At 72.8% G+C, this 16,067-nt stretch carries 16 protein-coding genes; 11 read left to right on the top strand and 5 right to left on the bottom strand.

The features are described from left to right. Positions 1-44 precede the first annotated feature (44 nt). Positions 45-329: a helix-turn-helix domain-containing protein gene (locus VK501_RS17945; protein ID WP_324339748.1), complete on the top strand. Its 285-nt coding sequence runs from the start codon at positions 45-47 to the stop codon at positions 327-329. A 144-nt stretch (positions 330-473) separates the two neighbouring features. On the opposite strand, the gene VK501_RS17940 is transcribed toward VK501_RS17945, so the two are convergent. Continuing rightward, entirely contained in the window at positions 474-626 is a 153-nt protein-coding gene (locus tag VK501_RS17940; RefSeq protein WP_324339747.1) for a hypothetical protein, read from the bottom strand. 239 nt (positions 627-865) lie between these two features. Here VK501_RS17940 and VK501_RS17935 point away from each other — a divergent pair, with 239 nt between their 5' ends. After that, positions 866-2,875: a 3-hydroxyacyl-CoA dehydrogenase/enoyl-CoA hydratase family protein gene (locus VK501_RS17935; protein ID WP_324339746.1), complete on the top strand. Its 2,010-nt coding sequence runs from the start codon at positions 866-868 to the stop codon at positions 2,873-2,875. 25 nt (positions 2,876-2,900) lie between these two features. Beyond that, on the top strand, positions 2,901-3,665 hold the full coding sequence (locus VK501_RS17930; RefSeq protein ID WP_324339745.1) for an NAD-dependent deacylase: 765 nt from the start codon (positions 2,901-2,903) through the stop codon (positions 3,663-3,665). A gap of 6 nt (positions 3,666-3,671) precedes the next feature. Here VK501_RS17930 and fdhD read toward each other — a convergent pair whose 3' ends face one another. The 3 genes from fdhD to VK501_RS17915 all read right to left on the bottom strand — a co-directional run bounded on the left by fdhD (position 3,672) and on the right by VK501_RS17915 (position 7,905). Next, complete coding sequence (gene fdhD, locus VK501_RS17925) at positions 3,672-4,415, bottom strand: formate dehydrogenase accessory sulfurtransferase FdhD (RefSeq protein WP_414641191.1); 744 nt, start codon at positions 4,413-4,415, stop codon at positions 3,672-3,674. Positions 4,416-4,481: 66 nt separating this feature from the next. Further along, on the bottom strand, positions 4,482-5,315 hold the full coding sequence (locus tag VK501_RS17920; RefSeq protein WP_324339741.1) for a hypothetical protein: 834 nt from the start codon (positions 5,313-5,315) through the stop codon (positions 4,482-4,484). Positions 5,316-5,355: 40 nt separating this feature from the next. Beyond that, positions 5,356-7,905, bottom strand: coding sequence for a lytic murein transglycosylase (locus tag VK501_RS17915; RefSeq protein ID WP_324339739.1), 2,550 nt, complete (start codon positions 7,903-7,905; stop codon positions 5,356-5,358). A gap of 390 nt (positions 7,906-8,295) precedes the next feature. On the opposite strand from VK501_RS17915, the gene VK501_RS17910 reads away from it, so the two are divergent. Beyond that, positions 8,296-8,727, top strand: coding sequence for a hypothetical protein (locus tag VK501_RS17910; protein ID WP_324339737.1), 432 nt, complete (start codon positions 8,296-8,298; stop codon positions 8,725-8,727). Positions 8,728-9,105: 378 nt separating this feature from the next. Here VK501_RS17910 and VK501_RS17905 read toward each other — a convergent pair whose 3' ends face one another. Beyond that, complete coding sequence (locus tag VK501_RS17905) at positions 9,106-9,804, bottom strand: hypothetical protein (RefSeq protein WP_324339736.1); 699 nt, start codon at positions 9,802-9,804, stop codon at positions 9,106-9,108. Between the two features lie 27 nt (positions 9,805-9,831). On the opposite strand from VK501_RS17905, the gene VK501_RS17900 reads away from it, so the two are divergent. From VK501_RS17900 to VK501_RS17870, 7 genes are all read left to right on the top strand, one after another. Then, positions 9,832-10,215: a hypothetical protein gene (locus VK501_RS17900; protein ID WP_324339734.1), complete on the top strand. Its 384-nt coding sequence runs from the start codon at positions 9,832-9,834 to the stop codon at positions 10,213-10,215. 16 nt (positions 10,216-10,231) lie between these two features. Further along, the gene (locus VK501_RS17895) at positions 10,232-11,209 is read left to right on the top strand and encodes an NAD-dependent epimerase/dehydratase family protein (protein WP_324339733.1); all 978 of its coding nucleotides are present in this window, start codon (positions 10,232-10,234) and stop codon (positions 11,207-11,209) included. A gap of 114 nt (positions 11,210-11,323) precedes the next feature. Continuing rightward, complete coding sequence (locus VK501_RS17890) at positions 11,324-12,169, top strand: lysophospholipid acyltransferase family protein (protein WP_324339731.1); 846 nt, start codon at positions 11,324-11,326, stop codon at positions 12,167-12,169. A gap of 181 nt (positions 12,170-12,350) precedes the next feature. After that, a complete protein-coding gene (locus VK501_RS17885) occupies positions 12,351-13,547 on the top strand; it encodes an adenylate/guanylate cyclase domain-containing protein (RefSeq protein WP_324339728.1) in 1,197 nt (398 codons plus the stop codon). A 3-nt stretch (positions 13,548-13,550) separates the two neighbouring features. Next, positions 13,551-14,489, top strand: coding sequence for a tRNA lysidine(34) synthetase TilS (gene tilS / locus VK501_RS17880; protein ID WP_324339726.1), 939 nt, complete (start codon positions 13,551-13,553; stop codon positions 14,487-14,489). Between the two features lie 13 nt (positions 14,490-14,502). After that, positions 14,503-15,033 (top strand): hypoxanthine phosphoribosyltransferase, encoded by a 531-nt coding sequence (hpt, locus tag VK501_RS17875; RefSeq protein WP_324339724.1) that lies wholly within the window; start codon positions 14,503-14,505, stop codon positions 15,031-15,033. Positions 15,034-15,161: 128 nt separating this feature from the next. Then, positions 15,162-16,067: ATP-dependent metallopeptidase FtsH/Yme1/Tma family protein (locus VK501_RS17870; protein WP_324339722.1), on the top strand; the 906-nt coding region annotated here is incomplete at its 3' end.

Below are 16,067 nucleotides of genomic sequence, written 5' to 3'. Positions count from 1 at the left end.
GACTGTTCAGCAAACGTTGCACAGTGGAGTTATCGTCTACCGCGATGGCTGAGCCAGTCTCCGCGAACGTCCTCCGGGCGCTGTCGCATCCCGTCCGCCTCGCGCTGCTGGTCGCGCTCGAGCGCGACGAGCTGACCGCCGAGGCGCTCGCCGAGCGCCTCGGCCTGACCCCGCACGAGACCGCGACCCAGCTCGCGGTCCTCCGCGAGACCGGCCTCGTCACCGACGGCCACCGACCCGGCCGGCTGCGCACGACCACCCACGGCTGGGCGACGATCGACGCCCAACTCCGCCACCTCGGCGCCGCCGGCACCGACCCCCCCGACTGACCGGCGACGCGCGGTGCGTCGCCGGCGGCCGCTCGGGCGCTTCCGGCACGCGCTCGAAGTCGGGGACGTGCTCCTGTGAGAACGTCCGCGCGATGAGCTTCTTCGATGATCCGGTGCCCCCGCCCCCGCCGGAGGAGCGAGCGGTCAGAGGTGCAGGCGCGGGCTGCTGCAGCCTGGCTGGAAGCAGGCGGCCGGGTTGCCCTGCGCGCCCTGGTGGAAGTGCGGGTGGTCGTGCTGGTCGCCGATCGGCCGGGCGCTGAGCGCGCGGCCGACCGCGGCGACGATGCGGCGGGTCATGGAGGGTCCTTCCGGGGGAGATGGGGAGAGGGGCCACGGCGTCCTGTGGGGCGCGGAGCGAGATGGTGCTCTGCCGGGAACGCCGCAAGGACATTGTGACAGGTTTGTGACAGGCCGCCGGCGATGCGTGACCCGTGTCACAGCGATTGGCCCCACCGCGCGTCTTCGATAGCCCGATCTGGCTAGTCTGGCGGGCGCACGCACCCCCGAACGTTCGCAAGAGAAGGGTTCTCGATTCCATGTTCGTGTTCAAGGCTGCCGTCGTCGGCGCCGGGACCATGGGTGGGCAGATCGCGCAGACGATCGCCGCCTCCGGCATCCCCGTCGTCCTCAAGGACGTCAAGCAGGAGCTCGTCGACGCGGGCCTGACCGAGGCCCGCAACGTCACCCAGGGCCAGATCGCGCGCCTCGTCAAGAAGGGCAAGCTCACCGAGGAGCAGGCCGCCGCCGAGGTCGACCGCATCGTCGGGCTGATCGAGGGCGCGACCGGCTACGGCTCCTTCGGCGACGTCGACTTCGTCGTCGAGGCCGTGCCCGAGCGCATGGAGATCAAGCAGGCGGTCTTCGCCGAGCTCGACGCGGTGACGCCCGGCCACGCGATCCTCGCGTCCAACACGTCGTCGCTGTCGATCACCGAGATCGGCGACGCGACGCTGCGCCCCGACAAGGTCGTCGGGTTCCACTACTTCTACCCCGCGTCGATCATGCTGCTGATCGAGGTCGTCGAGGGCGACGACACGTCGTCGGAGACGACGCAGGCGGCGGTCACCTTCGCGCAGGCCATCAAGAAGCAGCCGATCGTCGCCGCCGAGGTCCCGGGCTTCGTCGTCAACCGGATCCTGAACTCCGGCATCGCCGAGGTCTGGCGCGACCAGGAGGAGCAGGGCCTCTCGATCAAGAAGATCGACGCAGGCGTCGGCGCCGCCAACGTCGTGCCGATGGGGCCGTACTTCCTCATCAACCTGCTCGGCCTCGACACCGTCCTGCACGTCGCCGAGCACCTGCGCGAGTCCTACGGCGACCGCTTCTACGTGCCCGAGGGCATGTCGAGGCTCGTGGCCGACGGCAAGCTCGGCGCCAAGACCGGCGGCGACGGCTTCTACGACGCCGACGGCAACGCGAACCTCGAGGGCGACGCCGAGCCCAACGTCGAGGACCTCGTCGAGAAGCTCGTCCTCAAGACGTTCGTCGAGGCGGCCCTGGTGCTGGAGGAGGGCGTCGCGACCCACCGCGACATCGACTTCGGGATGATGGCCGGCGCCGGCCTGGATCCCCGTCGCGGCCTGCTGCCGCCGTTCATGAAGGCCGACATCGAGGGCCTCGACGCGCTCCTGGAGCGGCTGGAGAGGGCCGAGGAGAAGTGGGGCGAGCGCTTCACGCCGCCCACGATCCTGCGCCGCCTCGTCGCCCAGGGTCGGCTCGGCCAGAAGAGCGGCCAGGGCTTCTACGCCTACCCGCAGGTCGACGCCGAGCAGCCCGCCGGCGAGAACGCCGTGGTCAAGCTGGAGTCGCGCGGGGAGATCGCGATCGCGTGGCTGGCCAACGGCCAGATGAACTCGATCGCGCCGCAGGTGATCGAGGACCTCGGCAAGGTGTGGGAGAAGGTGCAGGCCGACGGCGTCCGCTCGCTGGTGATCGCCTCGTCCAACCCGTTCCTGTTCTCCGCGGGCGCCGACATCAAGGCGTTCACGACGCTCGACGAGGCGGGCGGGGCCGCGCTCATCCACCAGGCGCACGCGCTGTTCCGCGAGTTGGAGACCAAGGGCGTCGCGACGATCGCGGCGGTCAACGGCCTGGCCTTCGGCGGTGGCTGCGAGCTGGCGATGGCGTGCGACGTGCGCATCGCCGCGCAGTCGGCCATCTTCGGCCAGCCCGAGATCAAGCTCGGGATCGTCCCCGGCTTCGGCGGCACGCAGCGCCTGCCGCGCCTCGTGGGCGAGAACAAGGCGCTCGAGATGAACCTGACGGGCGAGCCGGTCGGCGCCGAGGAGGCCTACGAGTTCGGGCTGGTCAACCGCTCGGTCCCCGACCACGAGCTCCTGGACACGGCGCTGGCGTGGGCGCGCAAGCTGAGCGAGTCGGCCCCGCTGGCCCTGGCGGAGATCAAGTCGGTGTCCGCGGCCGGCGACCTCGACGAGGGCCTCGAGGCCGAGAAGGCCGCCTTCGGCCGCGTCTTCCAGAGCGAGGACGGCAAGGAGGGCATCAGCGCCTTCCTCGGCAAGCGCAAGCCGAACTGGCAGGGGAAGTAGGCCCCAGCCCCTACCCTCGACGCTCGTGAGCGCCAGCACGAGCAGCGTGGAGCGCGTCGCGAGGCTCGCGTCCCTCATCCGGGCCGCCGGCTCCGTCGTCGCGCTGACCGGCGCGGGGATCTCGGTGCCGTCCGGGATCCCCGACTTCCGCTCGCCCGGCTCCGGGCTGTGGGAGAACGTGGACCCCATGGAGGTCGCGCACATCGACGCGTGGCGTGCCGACCCCGAGCGGTTCTGGCACTTCTACGGCAACCGGTTCCAGACGCTGGAGGGCAAGGAGCCCAACGGCGCCCACGCGGCGCTGGTCGAGCTCGAGCGGCGCGGGAAGCTCGACGCGATCGTCACCCAGAACATCGACCGCCTGCACCGGCGGGCCGGCTCGGCGCGCCTGGTGGAGGTGCACGGGTCGATCGACACGTCGTCGTGCCTGAGCTGCGGCGCGCGCTACCCGATCGCCGAGGTCCGGCGGCGGCTGGACGCCTCGCCGATCTCGGTGCCCGGCTGCGACTGCGGCCAGCCGCTGAAGCCCGACGTCGTGCTGTTCGGCGAGTGGCTCTCGCAGGACGCGCTGAGCGAGGCCTATGCCTTGGCGGCGGGCGCCGACGTGCTCCTGTGCATCGGCTCGTCGCTGGAGGTCCACCCGATCGCCCAGCTGCCCGGCGTGACGCGTCAGAACGGCGGCGCGGTCGCGATCGTCACCCAGGGCGCGACGCCCTGGGACTCGCGCGCGGCGGTCAAGCTCGACGGCGACGTGGTCGCCGAGCTCGACGCGCTCGTCGCGGCGCTGTAGGGGCCCCTAGGCAACGCGCTCCGCGCCCGTGTATACGTTGACGCGGCCGCGTCGCGCGAAGCCGCACAGCGTCATCCCGCGGTCGGCGGCCAGCTCGACGGCCAGGGAGGACGGTGCGCCGACGCCCACGAGGACGGGGCAGCCCGCGACCGCCGCCTTCTGGACCAGCTCGAACGACAGCCGTCCCGAGACGCACAGCACGCGGCGATGCAGCGGCAGCCCGCCGTCCAGCAGCGCCCGCCCGACGACCTTGTCCATGGCGTTGTGGCGGCCGACGTCCTCGCGGACGCAGAGCAGCGTCCCCGAGGCGTCGAACAGGCCGGTCGCGTGCAGGCCGCCGGTGACCGCGAAGCCCGGCTGCTGCAGGCGGTCGGGCAGCGCGGCCAGCAGCGCGCGCTCCACGACGGGGCCGGCCGGCAGGGGGTCGGCGTGGACGGCGACCTCGTCCAGCGCGCCCCTGCCGCAGACGCCGCACGACGACGACGTGTAGAACCGGCGCGCCGTCGGACGGCGCGCCAGCTCGGCGTCGACGTCGACGACGTTTGCCACGAGGTCGGGCGTCGGGCCGGCGCTGCGCACGGGACCGGCCAGCAGGCCCTCGCCGTGCAGGAAGCCCACCGCCAGCTCCTCGTCATGGCCGGGCGTGCGCATCGTGACCGCCAGCGCCTCGCCGCCGACGCGGATCTCCAGCGGCTCCTCGACCGCCACGCGGTCGGCCACGCCGCCGTCGCGGACGACGGGCGCGTGCATCCGGATCGTGGCGTCGGCACCCACGCGCTGAGTATGCCCACGGGCGCGGCGTCCGAGCGCCTCGCGCTACTCGAGGCCGCCGGCCACGCGGGCGGCCAGCGCGGCCTCCAGGCGGCCGACTACGCGCACGACGTCCTCCACCTGCGCGGTCTCCAGGCCGCCCTCCAGCGCGCGGTTGGCCGCCGCCGCGACCGCGCCGCGCTCCTCGCGCAGCTCGGCCAGCCGTGTGGCCAGCTCCTCGTGGTGCGACCAGGCCTGCAGCTCCGCCAGCGCCGCCTCGAGCGCGACGCGCAGCTGCAGCGCCGCCTCGCGGGTGCGGCCGCGGTCGAGATCGAGCCGGGCCCGCAGCGTCAGCTCCTCGGAGGCCAGCGCGACGTCGCGGCCGGCCAGCAGCGCCGCGAACCGCTCCTGCGGGCGGAGCGCGCGCGTGCGGCGCGGCCGGGCGGTGGCGAGCGGGGGGAGGGCGCGGGCGTCGGCCCACTGGCCCTCGGCGACCGCCTCGCCGCGCCCGACGCCGACGCGGATCGCCAGCGCCTGCTCGGGAGCGATCTCGCGCACGAACGGGTCGGCGCGCACGATGCGCTCGGCGTGCAGCACGGTGTTGAGCACCGCGACCGCCGCCCGGACCTCGCGGGTCAGGTCTGCGTCGTGCAGCCACGCCGACGCGGCGTCCGCGTCGGCCAGTGGCTCGGCGTGGATGAGCGTCGCGCGGGTGATCGGGACGGTCGCCGCGATCGGCTCGGGCGCGGCCCGGCGGGCCCGGCGCCGGCTCAGCCGCCCGCGGCGGGGCAGCGCGGCAACCGTCTGCAGGACGAGCACGTGCTCCGGCTCGCCGGCATGGCCTCGCAGGACGTAGCGGCCATCGGCCGGGCCGAGCTCCCACGGCAGCTCGAGCTGCACGAAGCGGAAGCGCGACCCGGGAGCCGGAGCGTCCAGGGCGCTACTCGCCCTTGTGGGCGTCGCTGGCGCGCTTGGGGACGTCGATCGAGTACTGCGAAGGCTGCGTGAGCACCTTCGGGTTGTCGATCTCGCCGAGGCGGCTGATCAGCTTGATCCACTGGCTGGGCTTCAGCGCCGAGTTGAGCTGGCGCCCGAGCTTGGAGTCGGTGCCGTACAGCGGGCGGAAGCCGACGTGGATGTGGTCGGCGTGGTCGGGCAGCGACATCGTGTTGTCGGCGCCGTCGAAGGTCATGAGGCTGATGATCTGGTGGGGCTTCATCGTGCCCTGGAGGGTCAGCAGCCGGCGGATGGTCATGTCGGTGATCGAGCCTTCGCCCTGGTGGCCGAGGATCGGGATGCCGTTGATCGCGGCGATGTCGACGGCGCTGCCGGTGGAGTGCTCGGAGACGTTGCCCGAGGCGGTCATCAGGCCGTGGCCGCACTCCAGGGCGCTGACGGTGGGCTTGAGGCCGGAGCTCGAGAGGAACTCGAGCGTCGCGAGCACGCGGCGGTCGATGTTGCCGGCGGTGATGTCGCGGCGGCCGCAGTCGTAGATCGAGATCCGCGAGTCGTCGAGGACCCGCTTCTGCAGCGACTCCTTGCTCATCAGCAGGATCTGCCCGATCGACGGGTTCTTGGCATCCGGGCCGAAGAACGGGTTCTTGCCGGCGGCGCGGTAGATCGCGGTGGACTCCAGCAGCTTCCAGCCGTCGAGGATCGGCTTGGGGTCGATCCGCGGGCTGCCCTTGCCGGCGGGGCGGACCTCGAAGAGCAGGTGCGACGCGACGTGCTTCTGCGTCTTGCCGATGCGGCCCAGGACCGTGCCGGCCACGACCTTGGCGCCGACCTTCAGGCGCTTGATCTGGACGTCCTTGGAGTCGAGGCCCAGGACCTTGGTGAAGGTGGCCTGATAGCTCGAGCTGCCGGACTGGAACTCGCGGTTGAGGAGCTGCTCCTCGCCGCCCTTCTTGTACGACTCGGGGCGCGACGGGTTGGCGAACGCGCGCTCCTTGGAGACGTTGACCTGCGTGGAGCCGGTGACCGTCACCTTCTTGGCGGCCGCCTGCTGGGCGACCTCCTGCGAGCCGTTGGCCTTCGACGCCTTCGCGCTGGGCTGCGCGCCGGCGCTGGCGGCCTGCGTGGGCGTCGGGTCCTTCTTGGGGAGGTCGAGCTCCTTGGCGACCTGCGCCTTGGAGACCTTCGCCGGCTTGGGGACCGCGTAGGCCGCGGCGACCTTCTTGAGGTGCGCGTACGTGTAGGTGTTGCCGTACACGTCCTCCAGCTGGATGAAGTTGCCCAGGCGCTTGGTCTTGCCGATGTTGACGATCCGGCCGTCCTGCGTCGCGATCGCCGAGGAGCCGGCCTTCGCGTAGACGTTGATGCCGCGGCGGCTCGTGTTGGCCTCGACCGGCACGGCGGCGTTGTGGCCCGTGGCGATCTTGCGGTTCAGCGAGCTCTCGGAGAGGTCGTCGGCGTAGGTGGCCTTGGCGCTGACGGGGAAGTGGCCCTGGGTGAGGCCGGTGAGCGAGCCGACGAGGTCGGAGGGCAGGCCGCCGATGAGGCGGGCGCGCATGAGGACCGAGTCGACGTACCAGTCGGCGTGGTTGTAGGCGAAGATCGCCTTGCGGACGTCGGTGTCGGCGCCGGCGGCCTTGAGGTAGCGCGCGGAGGCGAAGATCGCGTCGACGGGGTTGTAGGGGTCCTTCTTGCCGTCGTGGTTGGCGTCGACGCCGTACTGCTTCCACGTGGAGGGCATGAACTGCATCCAGCCCAGGGCGCCGGCGGTCGAGACGTTGAGGTTGCGGCCGTAGTCGGTCTCGATCTCGTTGATGCCGGCCAGGACCTCCCAGCGCACGCCGTACTCGATGCCGGCGGCCTGGTAGATCGGCAGCAGGAACGGCGGGATCCGGAACTTGTCGATGAAGAAGTTCGGGACGCCGATCGGCGCGGCGCCGGGAAGCGCCTGCGAGAAGGTGGGGTTGGCGGTCGTCGGCGTGCCGTCGCTCTGCCGGATCGCGGTGGCGTCGGGCTTGGCGTCGGCCTTGGCCTCGTCGGACGCCTTGGTCGAGCCCGTGGCCTTGCGCTTGGTCTTGCCGACGGTCTTCTGACCCTGCTGGCCGCCGGCGGAGACCGAGGGCGCGCTGTCGGCGGCCGCGGGAACCGTGCCGACGGTGGGCGCCGGCGCCGTGGCGGTCGGGGCCGTCGAGGTCGGCGCGGTGCTCGTGTCCGTGCTCGCGGCCGGGTCGGGGGCGGGCGCCGTGCTCGTGCCGGTGTCGGCGGGCGGAGCGGGCTGCTCGGCGGTGCCGGTCCCGGTGTCGGCGGGCGCGGCGTTCGTCGTGACGCTGGCCACGGGCGTGGATGCGCCGGGCATCGGGACGGCGTCCGCGGGGGCGTCCGCGGGCTCGTCGACCTGCACGGTGACCGTCTGGCCCCCGAGCAGCGTGACGGTGATCGTTCGCAGCTGCGCGGACGCAGGGAAGACGGCAGCACCGAACCCCGCCGTGAATGCTCCGGCGGACATGAGTCCGATCAGCAGCTTGCGCCGTCTCATGAAAAGTTGACTGCTCCTCCCGCGACCCGGTCAGGCCCGACCGCACCGCGAATGCGGCGAGACCCTACCAAGGGGGGTCGATCGGGGGCTGGGGACGCTACTTGCATGTTTCTGGTTCTGCAAACCACAACCGTCGTGGTGCTTTGACGACATACGCCGTACACCTCTGTGAAGAGGCTTGGCCCAAGGATCGGCCGGACACGTCGGTTCCTTGAAGTCCGATCGTCCAGTCTCAGCGTCCTGACGTCCAGTCTCGGCGCCGAGTTGCGGGAGACGGCCAGGTCGACCACCCTGTCAAGCTCGACGTGAGGCTGAGGGTTGGCGCGACCGAGGTCGCTGGGTACGGTTGCCGGGCCACCGCGGCGCATCCAACGGGAAGAGACGACGGGCATGAGTGACGAACCAGTGAACGACGGGCTGCGCGAGCGGCTGCAGAAGCAGGGCGAGGACGCGCTGGGCAAGTTCGCCCAAGAGCTCTTCGAGAGCCCGCTGGTCCACAGCGCGGTCGCCCGGGTCTTCGACGCGCGCGAGAAGGCCGTCCAGGCCCAGGAGGCCACGATGGGCGCGCTGAACCTGCCGTCGGCCGCCGACCTCGAGCGCCTGACGCGCCGGGTCCGGTCCCTGAGCCAGCGCCTCGAGGGCATCGAGGACGGCGTGGACCGCCTGGACGAGCGGCTCGCCTCGCTGCCGGGGGCCGGCATCGAGCAGCGGCTGACCGGGATCGAGGACGCGCTCCAGAAGCTCGGCAACGAGGTCGAGGCCCTGCGCAAGAAGCTGCCGGCGACGCCGCCGCGGCGCAGTGCCGCCAAGAAGCCGTCCTAGGAGACTGTGTCGCTATCGCGACTGGGGACCCACCTCCGGCGGCGACGGCTGGCCGTCGTGGGCCTCGGCCTCGCTGGCCGCCTACGGCACCCCTAGAACTGCCGCCGGCCCGGTGGAGACCGGGCCGGCGAAGGGTGGAGGGCGGAGGTTTCCGGTGCCCACCGGCCTCCATGGGGATGAACGTCGGCCGGCGGGCACCGCGGCTGCAGCCAGGGGTACGAGCTCGGGGAGAGGAGCTTCCTGGAGGTTCGGGGGAGGAGAGGCCGGGAAGCGCTGGCGGCAGTGGCGTGCAAGAGGGATCTTGGCGAAGGTCTCATCACCACACCATTCGGGCTGCCGGTGTCCGGGAGTGCGGCTAGCCGCCCGTCGGCAGCGCGGTCACCCGGCGGTGAGCGCGCCGGCGCCGGCCACGCCGACCGCCTCGCCGGCCGCGGCGACGGCCTCGTCGTCGAGCCGCTGGCCGTGCGCGTCGGCGACCATGGCGACGATCGCCCCGAACGCCACGCCGTGGCGCGCGGCGACCGCCGCCAGGGGCGCGGTCTCCAGGTCGACGGCCAGCGCGCCGTCCTCGGTCCACGCGGTGCCGTCGCTCTCGGCGTCCACCGCGTAGAAGAGGTCGGTCGACACGACGAGGCCCGCGCGCGTCGCGACCGCGACCAGGTGCGCGGTGAGCGGACCGTCCAGCCCCCGGCGCCCGGGCACGCCGAGCGCGCGGCTCACGCCGTCGGCGCCGTGCACCGCGGTGGCGGCCACGAGGTCGCCCAGGGCCACCGCGCCCGCCACGGCGCGCGCCGTCCCGACCCGCACCGCGGTGCGGACCCCGAGCGCCGCCAGCTCCTCGAGCACGATCGCGGCGCTCGCGCCGCCCATGCCCGTGCTCTGGATCGTCAGCAGCGCGCCGTCGGCCGCCGTGCCGGTGTAGCCCCAGAGGCCGCGATGGTGGTTGAACATCTTCCGGTCGTCGCCGAGCACGACCTGCGCGAGCGCCAGCGCCCGCCCCGGATCGCCGGGCAGCAGCACGCGATCGGCGAGGGCGGCGACGGGGCGCAGGTGGATGGGCTGTGGCTCGTCCGGCACGGCGGGCGAGGATAGACTCCGAAGGCCATGGCCAAGAACGAGGATCAGGAGCGCAAGCCCACCTCGGGCGAGCCGAAGTCCCGCGCCGATCAGGTCCGCGCCGCGGTGGAGCAGGCCTTCGGAGCGACGGCCAGCGGGGCCGCGCCGGTCCAGAAGCGCGCGGCGGAGCTGGCCGACGAGCTCGTCGGCGCCGCCTCGCGCGTGCGGGAAGTCCTGGAGGAGCTGCGCCCGCCGTCGCCCGACGACCTGCAGGCGCTCCGCGAGCAGGTCGCGGCGCTGGAGCGGCGCATCGACGAGCTGGAGGACGCCGCCGCCGCCAAGCCGAAGCCCAAGCGCGCCGCCCGGCCGGCCGCAACCGACAAGGGCGGCGCCGCCGCCAAGCGCCCGCCCGCCGGCGGATCGCGCTCCTGACCGCGCCGGACCCGTGATGGCGCGTCGCGTGCTCATCACGGGCGTGTCGAGTCCGCTGGGAGCGCGCGTGGCCACGCGCCTGGCGGCCGATCCGATCGTGGAGCACGTCATCGGCGTCGACACCCGCCGCCCGCCGGGCGCGCTGGCCGACCGCATCACGTTCGTGGAGGCCGACCTGCGGCGCGGCGAGCTGGCCACGACGCTGAAGCTCGCCGCCCCGCACGTGGTCGTCCACCACGACATCGTCCAGTTTCCCGAGCCCGGTCGCTCGGCGCGCAGCCTGCACGACCTCAACGTCATCGGCACGCTGCAGCTGCTGGCCGGCTGCTCCGAGCTGCCCGGCCTGCGCGCCCTGGTCGTCCGCGGCTCGGCGTCGATCTACGGCTCGCAGCCCGACGCGCCGGCGTTCTTCACCGAGGACCACACGCGCTCCGGCGCGCTGCGGACGCGCTTCCAGCGCGACGTCGGCGAGCTCGAGCGGCTCGTCGAGGCGTTCGCGCGGCGCCACCCGTCGGTGACGTGCACCGTCCTGCGGCCGCAACCGGTCATCGGCGCGACGATCGACAACCCCATCATGCGGCTGTTCCGCTCGCCCGTGGTCCCGACGTTCCTCGGCTTCGACCCGCGCCTGCAGTTCATCCTCGACGACGACGTCGTGGGCGCGGTCGTGGCGGCCGTGCGGCAGCCCGTGCGGGGGGCGGTCAACGTCGCCGGCGACGGCACCGTCTCGCTCGCGCGGACCCTGCGGCGCCTGGGCAAGCGCAGCCTGCCGATCGCCGCGCCGCTGTACGGCGCCACGGTCGCCGCGCTCGCGCGAATCGGCGGGCTGCCGCCGCTCAACGACGACGTCGTGCGCTACCTGCGCAATGGCCGCGGCGTCGACACCATGCGCATGCGGCGCGACCTGCGCTTCGTCCCGACCCACACGACGGCGGAGGCGATCGACGCGGTCGCCGCGGCGATCCGCGCGGAGCATCGGGGGGCTGCCGCATGAGCGGCTCGTGCGGATTGCCGGCGGCGATCCGCGCGGAGCATCGGGGGGCTGCCGCATGAGCGGCTCGTGCGGATTGCCGGCCGCCATTCGGGCCGAGCACCATGGGGCGGCCGCATGATCGGCCCGCTCGGCCTGGTGCGCGACCTGCGGCGTGCGGTCGACGCGGCGGCCCGGCGCCTGCGCGGCGAGTACGAGGAGGACGAGTGGGGCTACGACCCCTCGTTCGCGGCGGCCGCCGAGCCGCTGCTGAGCTTCCTCTACGACCACTGGTGGCGGGTGACCGCGACCGGGACCGAGCACGTCCCGCGCGACGGCCGTGCGCTGCTGGTCGCCAACCACGCCGGCGTGCTGCCGTGGGACGCGGCGATGACCGCGACCGCCGTGCGCCGCGCCGGCGTGGAGCGCGACCCGCGCTTCCTGGTCCTGGACTGGGCCTTCGGCCTGCCGTGGGCGTCGGTGGTGATCCGCCGGTGCGGCGGCGTGCCGGCCTCGCCCCACAACGCGCTGCGCCTGCTGGAGCAGGACCACCTCGTGATGGTCTTCCCGGAGGGCGCCAAGGGCGTGGGCAAGCCGTGGCGCGAGCGCTACCGCCTGCAGCGCTTCGGGCGTGGCGGGTTCATCGAGCTGGCGCTGCGCACCGGCGCGCCGATCGTGCCGGTCGCGATCGTCGGCAGCGAGGAGATCTACCCCAAGCTCGGCGAGCTGCCCGGTGTCGCCCGGCTGCTCGGCGCGCCGCACGTCCCGATCACGCCGACGTTCCCATTGCTCGGACCGCTCGGCGTGATCCCGCTGCCGTCGCGGTGGCGGATCGCGTTCGGGCCGCCCGTCGACCTCGGCGGCCTCGGACCGGACGCCGCCGAGGACCGCGCGACGGTGCTCGAGCTCTCCGAGGAGGTCCGCGACCGGATCCAGACGATGGTCCTCGAGAACGTCATCGAGCGTACGGGAGCGTTCCGATGACGTTGACACGAGGTGATGTCAGGAGTACCCATGCGGTACAGAAGGTCGCAGAGTGGGCGGCTCGATCCCGCCCGCAAGGTGCCGTCGTCTCAACGGTGAGCATCGGCGACCACGTCGCGGGCCGCGCCCGCGAGCGGCGGGGCCTCGTCCGAGCCCCCGCCGCTTCCATGAGAGGCCGCCGATGAGCGACGAGCCGACCCTCGCGGACGTCGCTCGCCGCGTCGGCGTGGCGCCGTCGACCCTGCGCCGGTGGATCGTCTCCGGCCTCGTCCCGGCGGGCAGCAACGGCGGGATGACCGCGGCGTCGGCCGCGCAGGCGCGGGTCGTCGCCCGGCTGCGCGAGCGCGGCCACTCGCTGGACGAGATCCGCCAGGCGACCGAGAGCGGCAAGCTCGCGTCGAGCTACATCGAGGGCCTGCTGCCCGACGCCCCGGCGCGCTGGACCCTCGCGGAGGCGGCGCGCGAGACGGGGTTGGAGCCCGCGCTGATCGAGCGGATCTTCATGTCCATGGGCTTCGGCGCGCAGGGCCTGGACCACCTCACTGACGACGACGTGCAGCTGCTGCGCTACGCGGCGGCGGTGCTCGCGGCCGGCCTGCCGCTCGTGGCCTTCCTCCAGCTCGCGCGCGTCTACGGCCAGGCGATGTCGCAGATCGCCGACGCCGAGGTGCGGCTGTTTCACCTGTACGTACACGAGCCGCTGATGCGCGACGGCGTCCCCGGCTGGGAGATGGCCGAGGAGATGGCGGGGCTGGCGCGCGAGATCATGCCGCTGGCCTCGCCGATCATGGACCACGCCCACAACCGGTTCCTCCAGCACTTCATCGAGCAGGACGTCATCGGCCACATGGAGGCCGACCTCGGCGACGAGGGGCTGGGCGCCGAGCGTCTCCTCGGTCGCCTGCGCGTGGCGATCGCCTTCGCCGACCTCGCCGGCTACACGCGGCTGACCGAGGAGGTCGGCGACGAGGAGGCGGTCAGCGCCGTCGAGCGGTTCGTGGAGCAGGTCGAGCGGTCGCTGCCCGACGACGCCCGGATCATCAAGACGATCGGCGACGAGGTCATGGTCGTGGGCCCCGACGCGGCCGCGCTGCTGGACTGGGCGGTGGCCTTCCAGTCCGACCACCGCGAGCGGCCGCTGCCGCGGATCGGCATCCACTACGGCGAGACGCTGTACCGCGACGGCGACTACTACGGCCGCGAGGTCAATCAGGCCTCGCGCGTGGCGGCGCGCGCCGCCGGCGGCGAGGTGCTCGTCACGCGCCCGGTGGTGGCGCAGGCCGGCCCGGGCCTCGAGTTCCAGCGCATCGGCGAGGTCCGCCTCAAGGGCTTCGCCGACACCACCGAGATCTTCCTGGCGCGGCCTCGGGAGGGGTGAGCGATGGACGTCGCGCAGCGCGTGGGCGCCACCGGGCTCGTGCGTCCGGGCGGCCCGCTGGTCGTGCTGCTCTCCGGCGGGCGCGACTCGACCTGCCTGCTCGACGTCGCGGTGACCCTGGCCGGCGCCGAGGCGGTGCGGGCGCTGCACGTCAACTACGGGCTGCGCGGCGAGGCCTCCGACGGCGACGAGCGCCATTGCGCCGCGCTGTGCGAGCGGCTGGGCGTGCCGCTGGAGCTCGAGCGCGCGCAGCCGCCCGAGGGCGGCAACGTCCAGGCCTGGGCCCGCGATCTGCGCTACGCCGCCGGCGCCCGGGTCGCCGGCGAGCACGGCGCGCGGCTGGCCGCCGGGCACACGCTCACCGACCAGGTCGAGACGATCCTCTACCGCCTCGCCGTCTCGCCCGGGCGCCGGGCGCTGCTGGGCATGGAGGCCGATCGCGGCACCCTCGTCCGCCCGCTGCTGGCCGCCGAGCTGACGCGCGCCGAGACCGCCGCCTGGTGCCTGGAGCGCGGACTGGCCTGGCGCGAGGACGCGACCAACCTCGACGCCGCCTTCGCCCGGACCCGCGTGCGTGAGGGTCTGCTGCCCGCGCTGCGCGCCGTCGACGAGCGCGCCGAGGTCAACGTCCTGCGCACGGCGCAGCTGCTGCGCGACGAGGCGGCGGTGCTCGACGAGGTCGTCGCGACCGCGCTGGCGGGGCGCGATCGCCTGGCGCTGACCAAGCTCGCCTCGCTGCCGCCCGCGCTGGCGCGGCTGGTGCTGCGCCGGCTGGCCGAGGACGCCACCGGCCGGCTGTGCGCGCGTGCGGCGACGCGCCTGGACGACGTGCTCGCGCTCGGCGGCGCGGGAGCCCTCGACCTGGGCGACGGCGCCCGCGCGATCGTCGAGCGCGGGGTGCTGCGGGTGGGGCGGACGCCCGCGCGCGCGCCGAAGCGTTAGCTTGCCGCTTCCTATGCGGGACCCCCAGATCGGCGAGATCCTCGTCCAGCCCGACGACCTCAAGCAGAAGGTGCGCGACCTCGGAGAGCAGATCTCCGCCGACTACGGCGATCGCGACCTGCTGTTGGTCTGCGTCCTCAAGGGGGCGGTCTTCTTCCTGGCCGACCTCATGCGCCACATCGACATCCCGTGCGAGGTCGACTTCATGGCCGTCTCGTCCTACGGCTCGGAGACCGACTCCTCCGGCGTCGTGCGGATCCTGAAGGACCTCGACCGTCCGATCGCCGGCCGTGACGTCCTGATCGTCGAGGACATCGTCGACTCCGGCCTCACGCTGCAGTACCTGCTGCGCAACCTCGGCGCCCGCGAGCCCGCCTCGCTGGAGGTCTGCGCCCTGCTGACCAAGCCCGATCGCCGCAAGGTGGAGCTCCCGACCCGCTACGTCGGCTTCGAGATCCCGGACAAGTTCGCCATCGGCTACGGGCTCGATCACGCCGAGCGTTACCGCAACCTGCCGTACGTCGCCGCGTTGACGGAGGAGTAGACGGGCGTCCGGGCTGCGGCTCGGACATCCATCTGCCGGCGAGCGACGTACGACCCGTCAGACGGCGTCAGCGCCCCTGATACCCTCAACGCCTTGCGCCCGACGCGAAAGCCCCCCGCGCACCTCTCATGAGCAGGTTCTTCAAGAGCGCCCTCTTCCCGATCCTCATCGTGGTCGTGCTGGCCTTCTTTGCCTCCAAGCTGATCTCGCCTGGTGACAGCAAGGCCCCGCCCACGTACGGCGACTTCATCACGCAGCTGAACGCCGGCCAGGTCAAGGACGTCGATCTCCGCACGAAGGACAACGTCCTCGCGGTGACCCTCAAGCAGGGCGACAAGAAGTACGAGACCGGCTTCACCGACGACGCCGCCGGCCGCCTCGACGCGCGCCTCGAGCAGGCCAAGAAGCAGCACCTCATCGACAACTACAACGTCGAGCCGCGCAAGTCCAACGCGATCCTCGGGCTGCTGACCTACGTCCTGCCCTTCGTCATCTTCATCGCGTTCTGGATCTTCCTGATGAACCAGGTCCAGGGCGGCGGCTCGAAGGTCATGTCGTTCGGCAAGTCCCGCGCCAAGCGGATGTCGGTCGACTCGCCGAAGATCACCTTCCGCGACGTCGCCGGCGTCGACGAGGCCGTCGAGGAGCTTCACGAGATCAAGGAGTTCCTGGAGAACCCGAAGAAGTTCCAGGCGCTGGGGGCCCGCATCCCCAAGGGCGTGCTGCTCTATGGGCCTCCGGGCACCGGCAAGACGCTGCTGGCGCGCGCCGTCGCGGGCGAGGCCGGCGTGCCGTTCTTCTCGATCTCCGGCTCGGACTTCGTAGAGATGTTCGTCGGCGTGGGCGCGTCCCGCGTGCGCGACCTCTTCGAGCAGGCCAAGCAGAACTCGCCGTGCATCATCTTCATGGACGAGATCGACGCCGTGGGCCGCCACCGCGGCGCCGGCCTCGGCGGCGGGCACGACGAGCGCGAGCAGACGCTGAACCAGCTCCTCGTCGAGATGGACGGCTTCGAGATGAAGGACAACATCATC

Source organism: Baekduia sp. (assembly GCF_035318805.1).
Taxonomy (GTDB): domain Bacteria; phylum Actinomycetota; class Thermoleophilia; order Solirubrobacterales; family Solirubrobacteraceae; genus Baekduia.
The sequence above is the reverse complement of the archived record's forward strand: the minus strand, read 5'-3'. Positions and strand labels throughout refer to the sequence as shown.

What these genes read in the sequence shown, in the direction of transcription:
- VK501_RS17945 (WP_324339748.1), top strand. Translation starts at nt 45, where the DNA reads ATGGCTGAGCCAGTCTCCGCGAACGTCCTCCGGGCGCTGTCGCATCCC.
- VK501_RS17940 (WP_324339747.1), bottom strand. Translation starts at nt 626, where the DNA reads ATGACCCGCCGCATCGTCGCCGCGGTCGGCCGCGCGCTCAGCGCCCGG.
- VK501_RS17935 (WP_324339746.1), top strand. Translation starts at nt 866, where the DNA reads ATGTTCGTGTTCAAGGCTGCCGTCGTCGGCGCCGGGACCATGGGTGGG.
- fdhD (WP_414641191.1), bottom strand. Translation starts at nt 4,415, where the DNA reads ATGCACGCGCCCGTCGTCCGCGACGGCGGCGTGGCCGACCGCGTGGCG.
- VK501_RS17915 (WP_324339739.1), bottom strand. Translation starts at nt 7,905, where the DNA reads ATGAGACGGCGCAAGCTGCTGATCGGACTCATGTCCGCCGGAGCATTC.
- VK501_RS17910 (WP_324339737.1), top strand. Translation starts at nt 8,296, where the DNA reads ATGAGTGACGAACCAGTGAACGACGGGCTGCGCGAGCGGCTGCAGAAG.
- VK501_RS17900 (WP_324339734.1), top strand. Translation starts at nt 9,832, where the DNA reads ATGGCCAAGAACGAGGATCAGGAGCGCAAGCCCACCTCGGGCGAGCCG.
- VK501_RS17895 (WP_324339733.1), top strand. Translation starts at nt 10,232, where the DNA reads ATGGCGCGTCGCGTGCTCATCACGGGCGTGTCGAGTCCGCTGGGAGCG.
- VK501_RS17890 (WP_324339731.1), top strand. Translation starts at nt 11,324, where the DNA reads ATGATCGGCCCGCTCGGCCTGGTGCGCGACCTGCGGCGTGCGGTCGAC.
- VK501_RS17885 (WP_324339728.1), top strand. Translation starts at nt 12,351, where the DNA reads ATGAGCGACGAGCCGACCCTCGCGGACGTCGCTCGCCGCGTCGGCGTG.
- tilS (WP_324339726.1), top strand. Translation starts at nt 13,551, where the DNA reads ATGGACGTCGCGCAGCGCGTGGGCGCCACCGGGCTCGTGCGTCCGGGC.
- hpt (WP_324339724.1), top strand. Translation starts at nt 14,503, where the DNA reads ATGCGGGACCCCCAGATCGGCGAGATCCTCGTCCAGCCCGACGACCTC.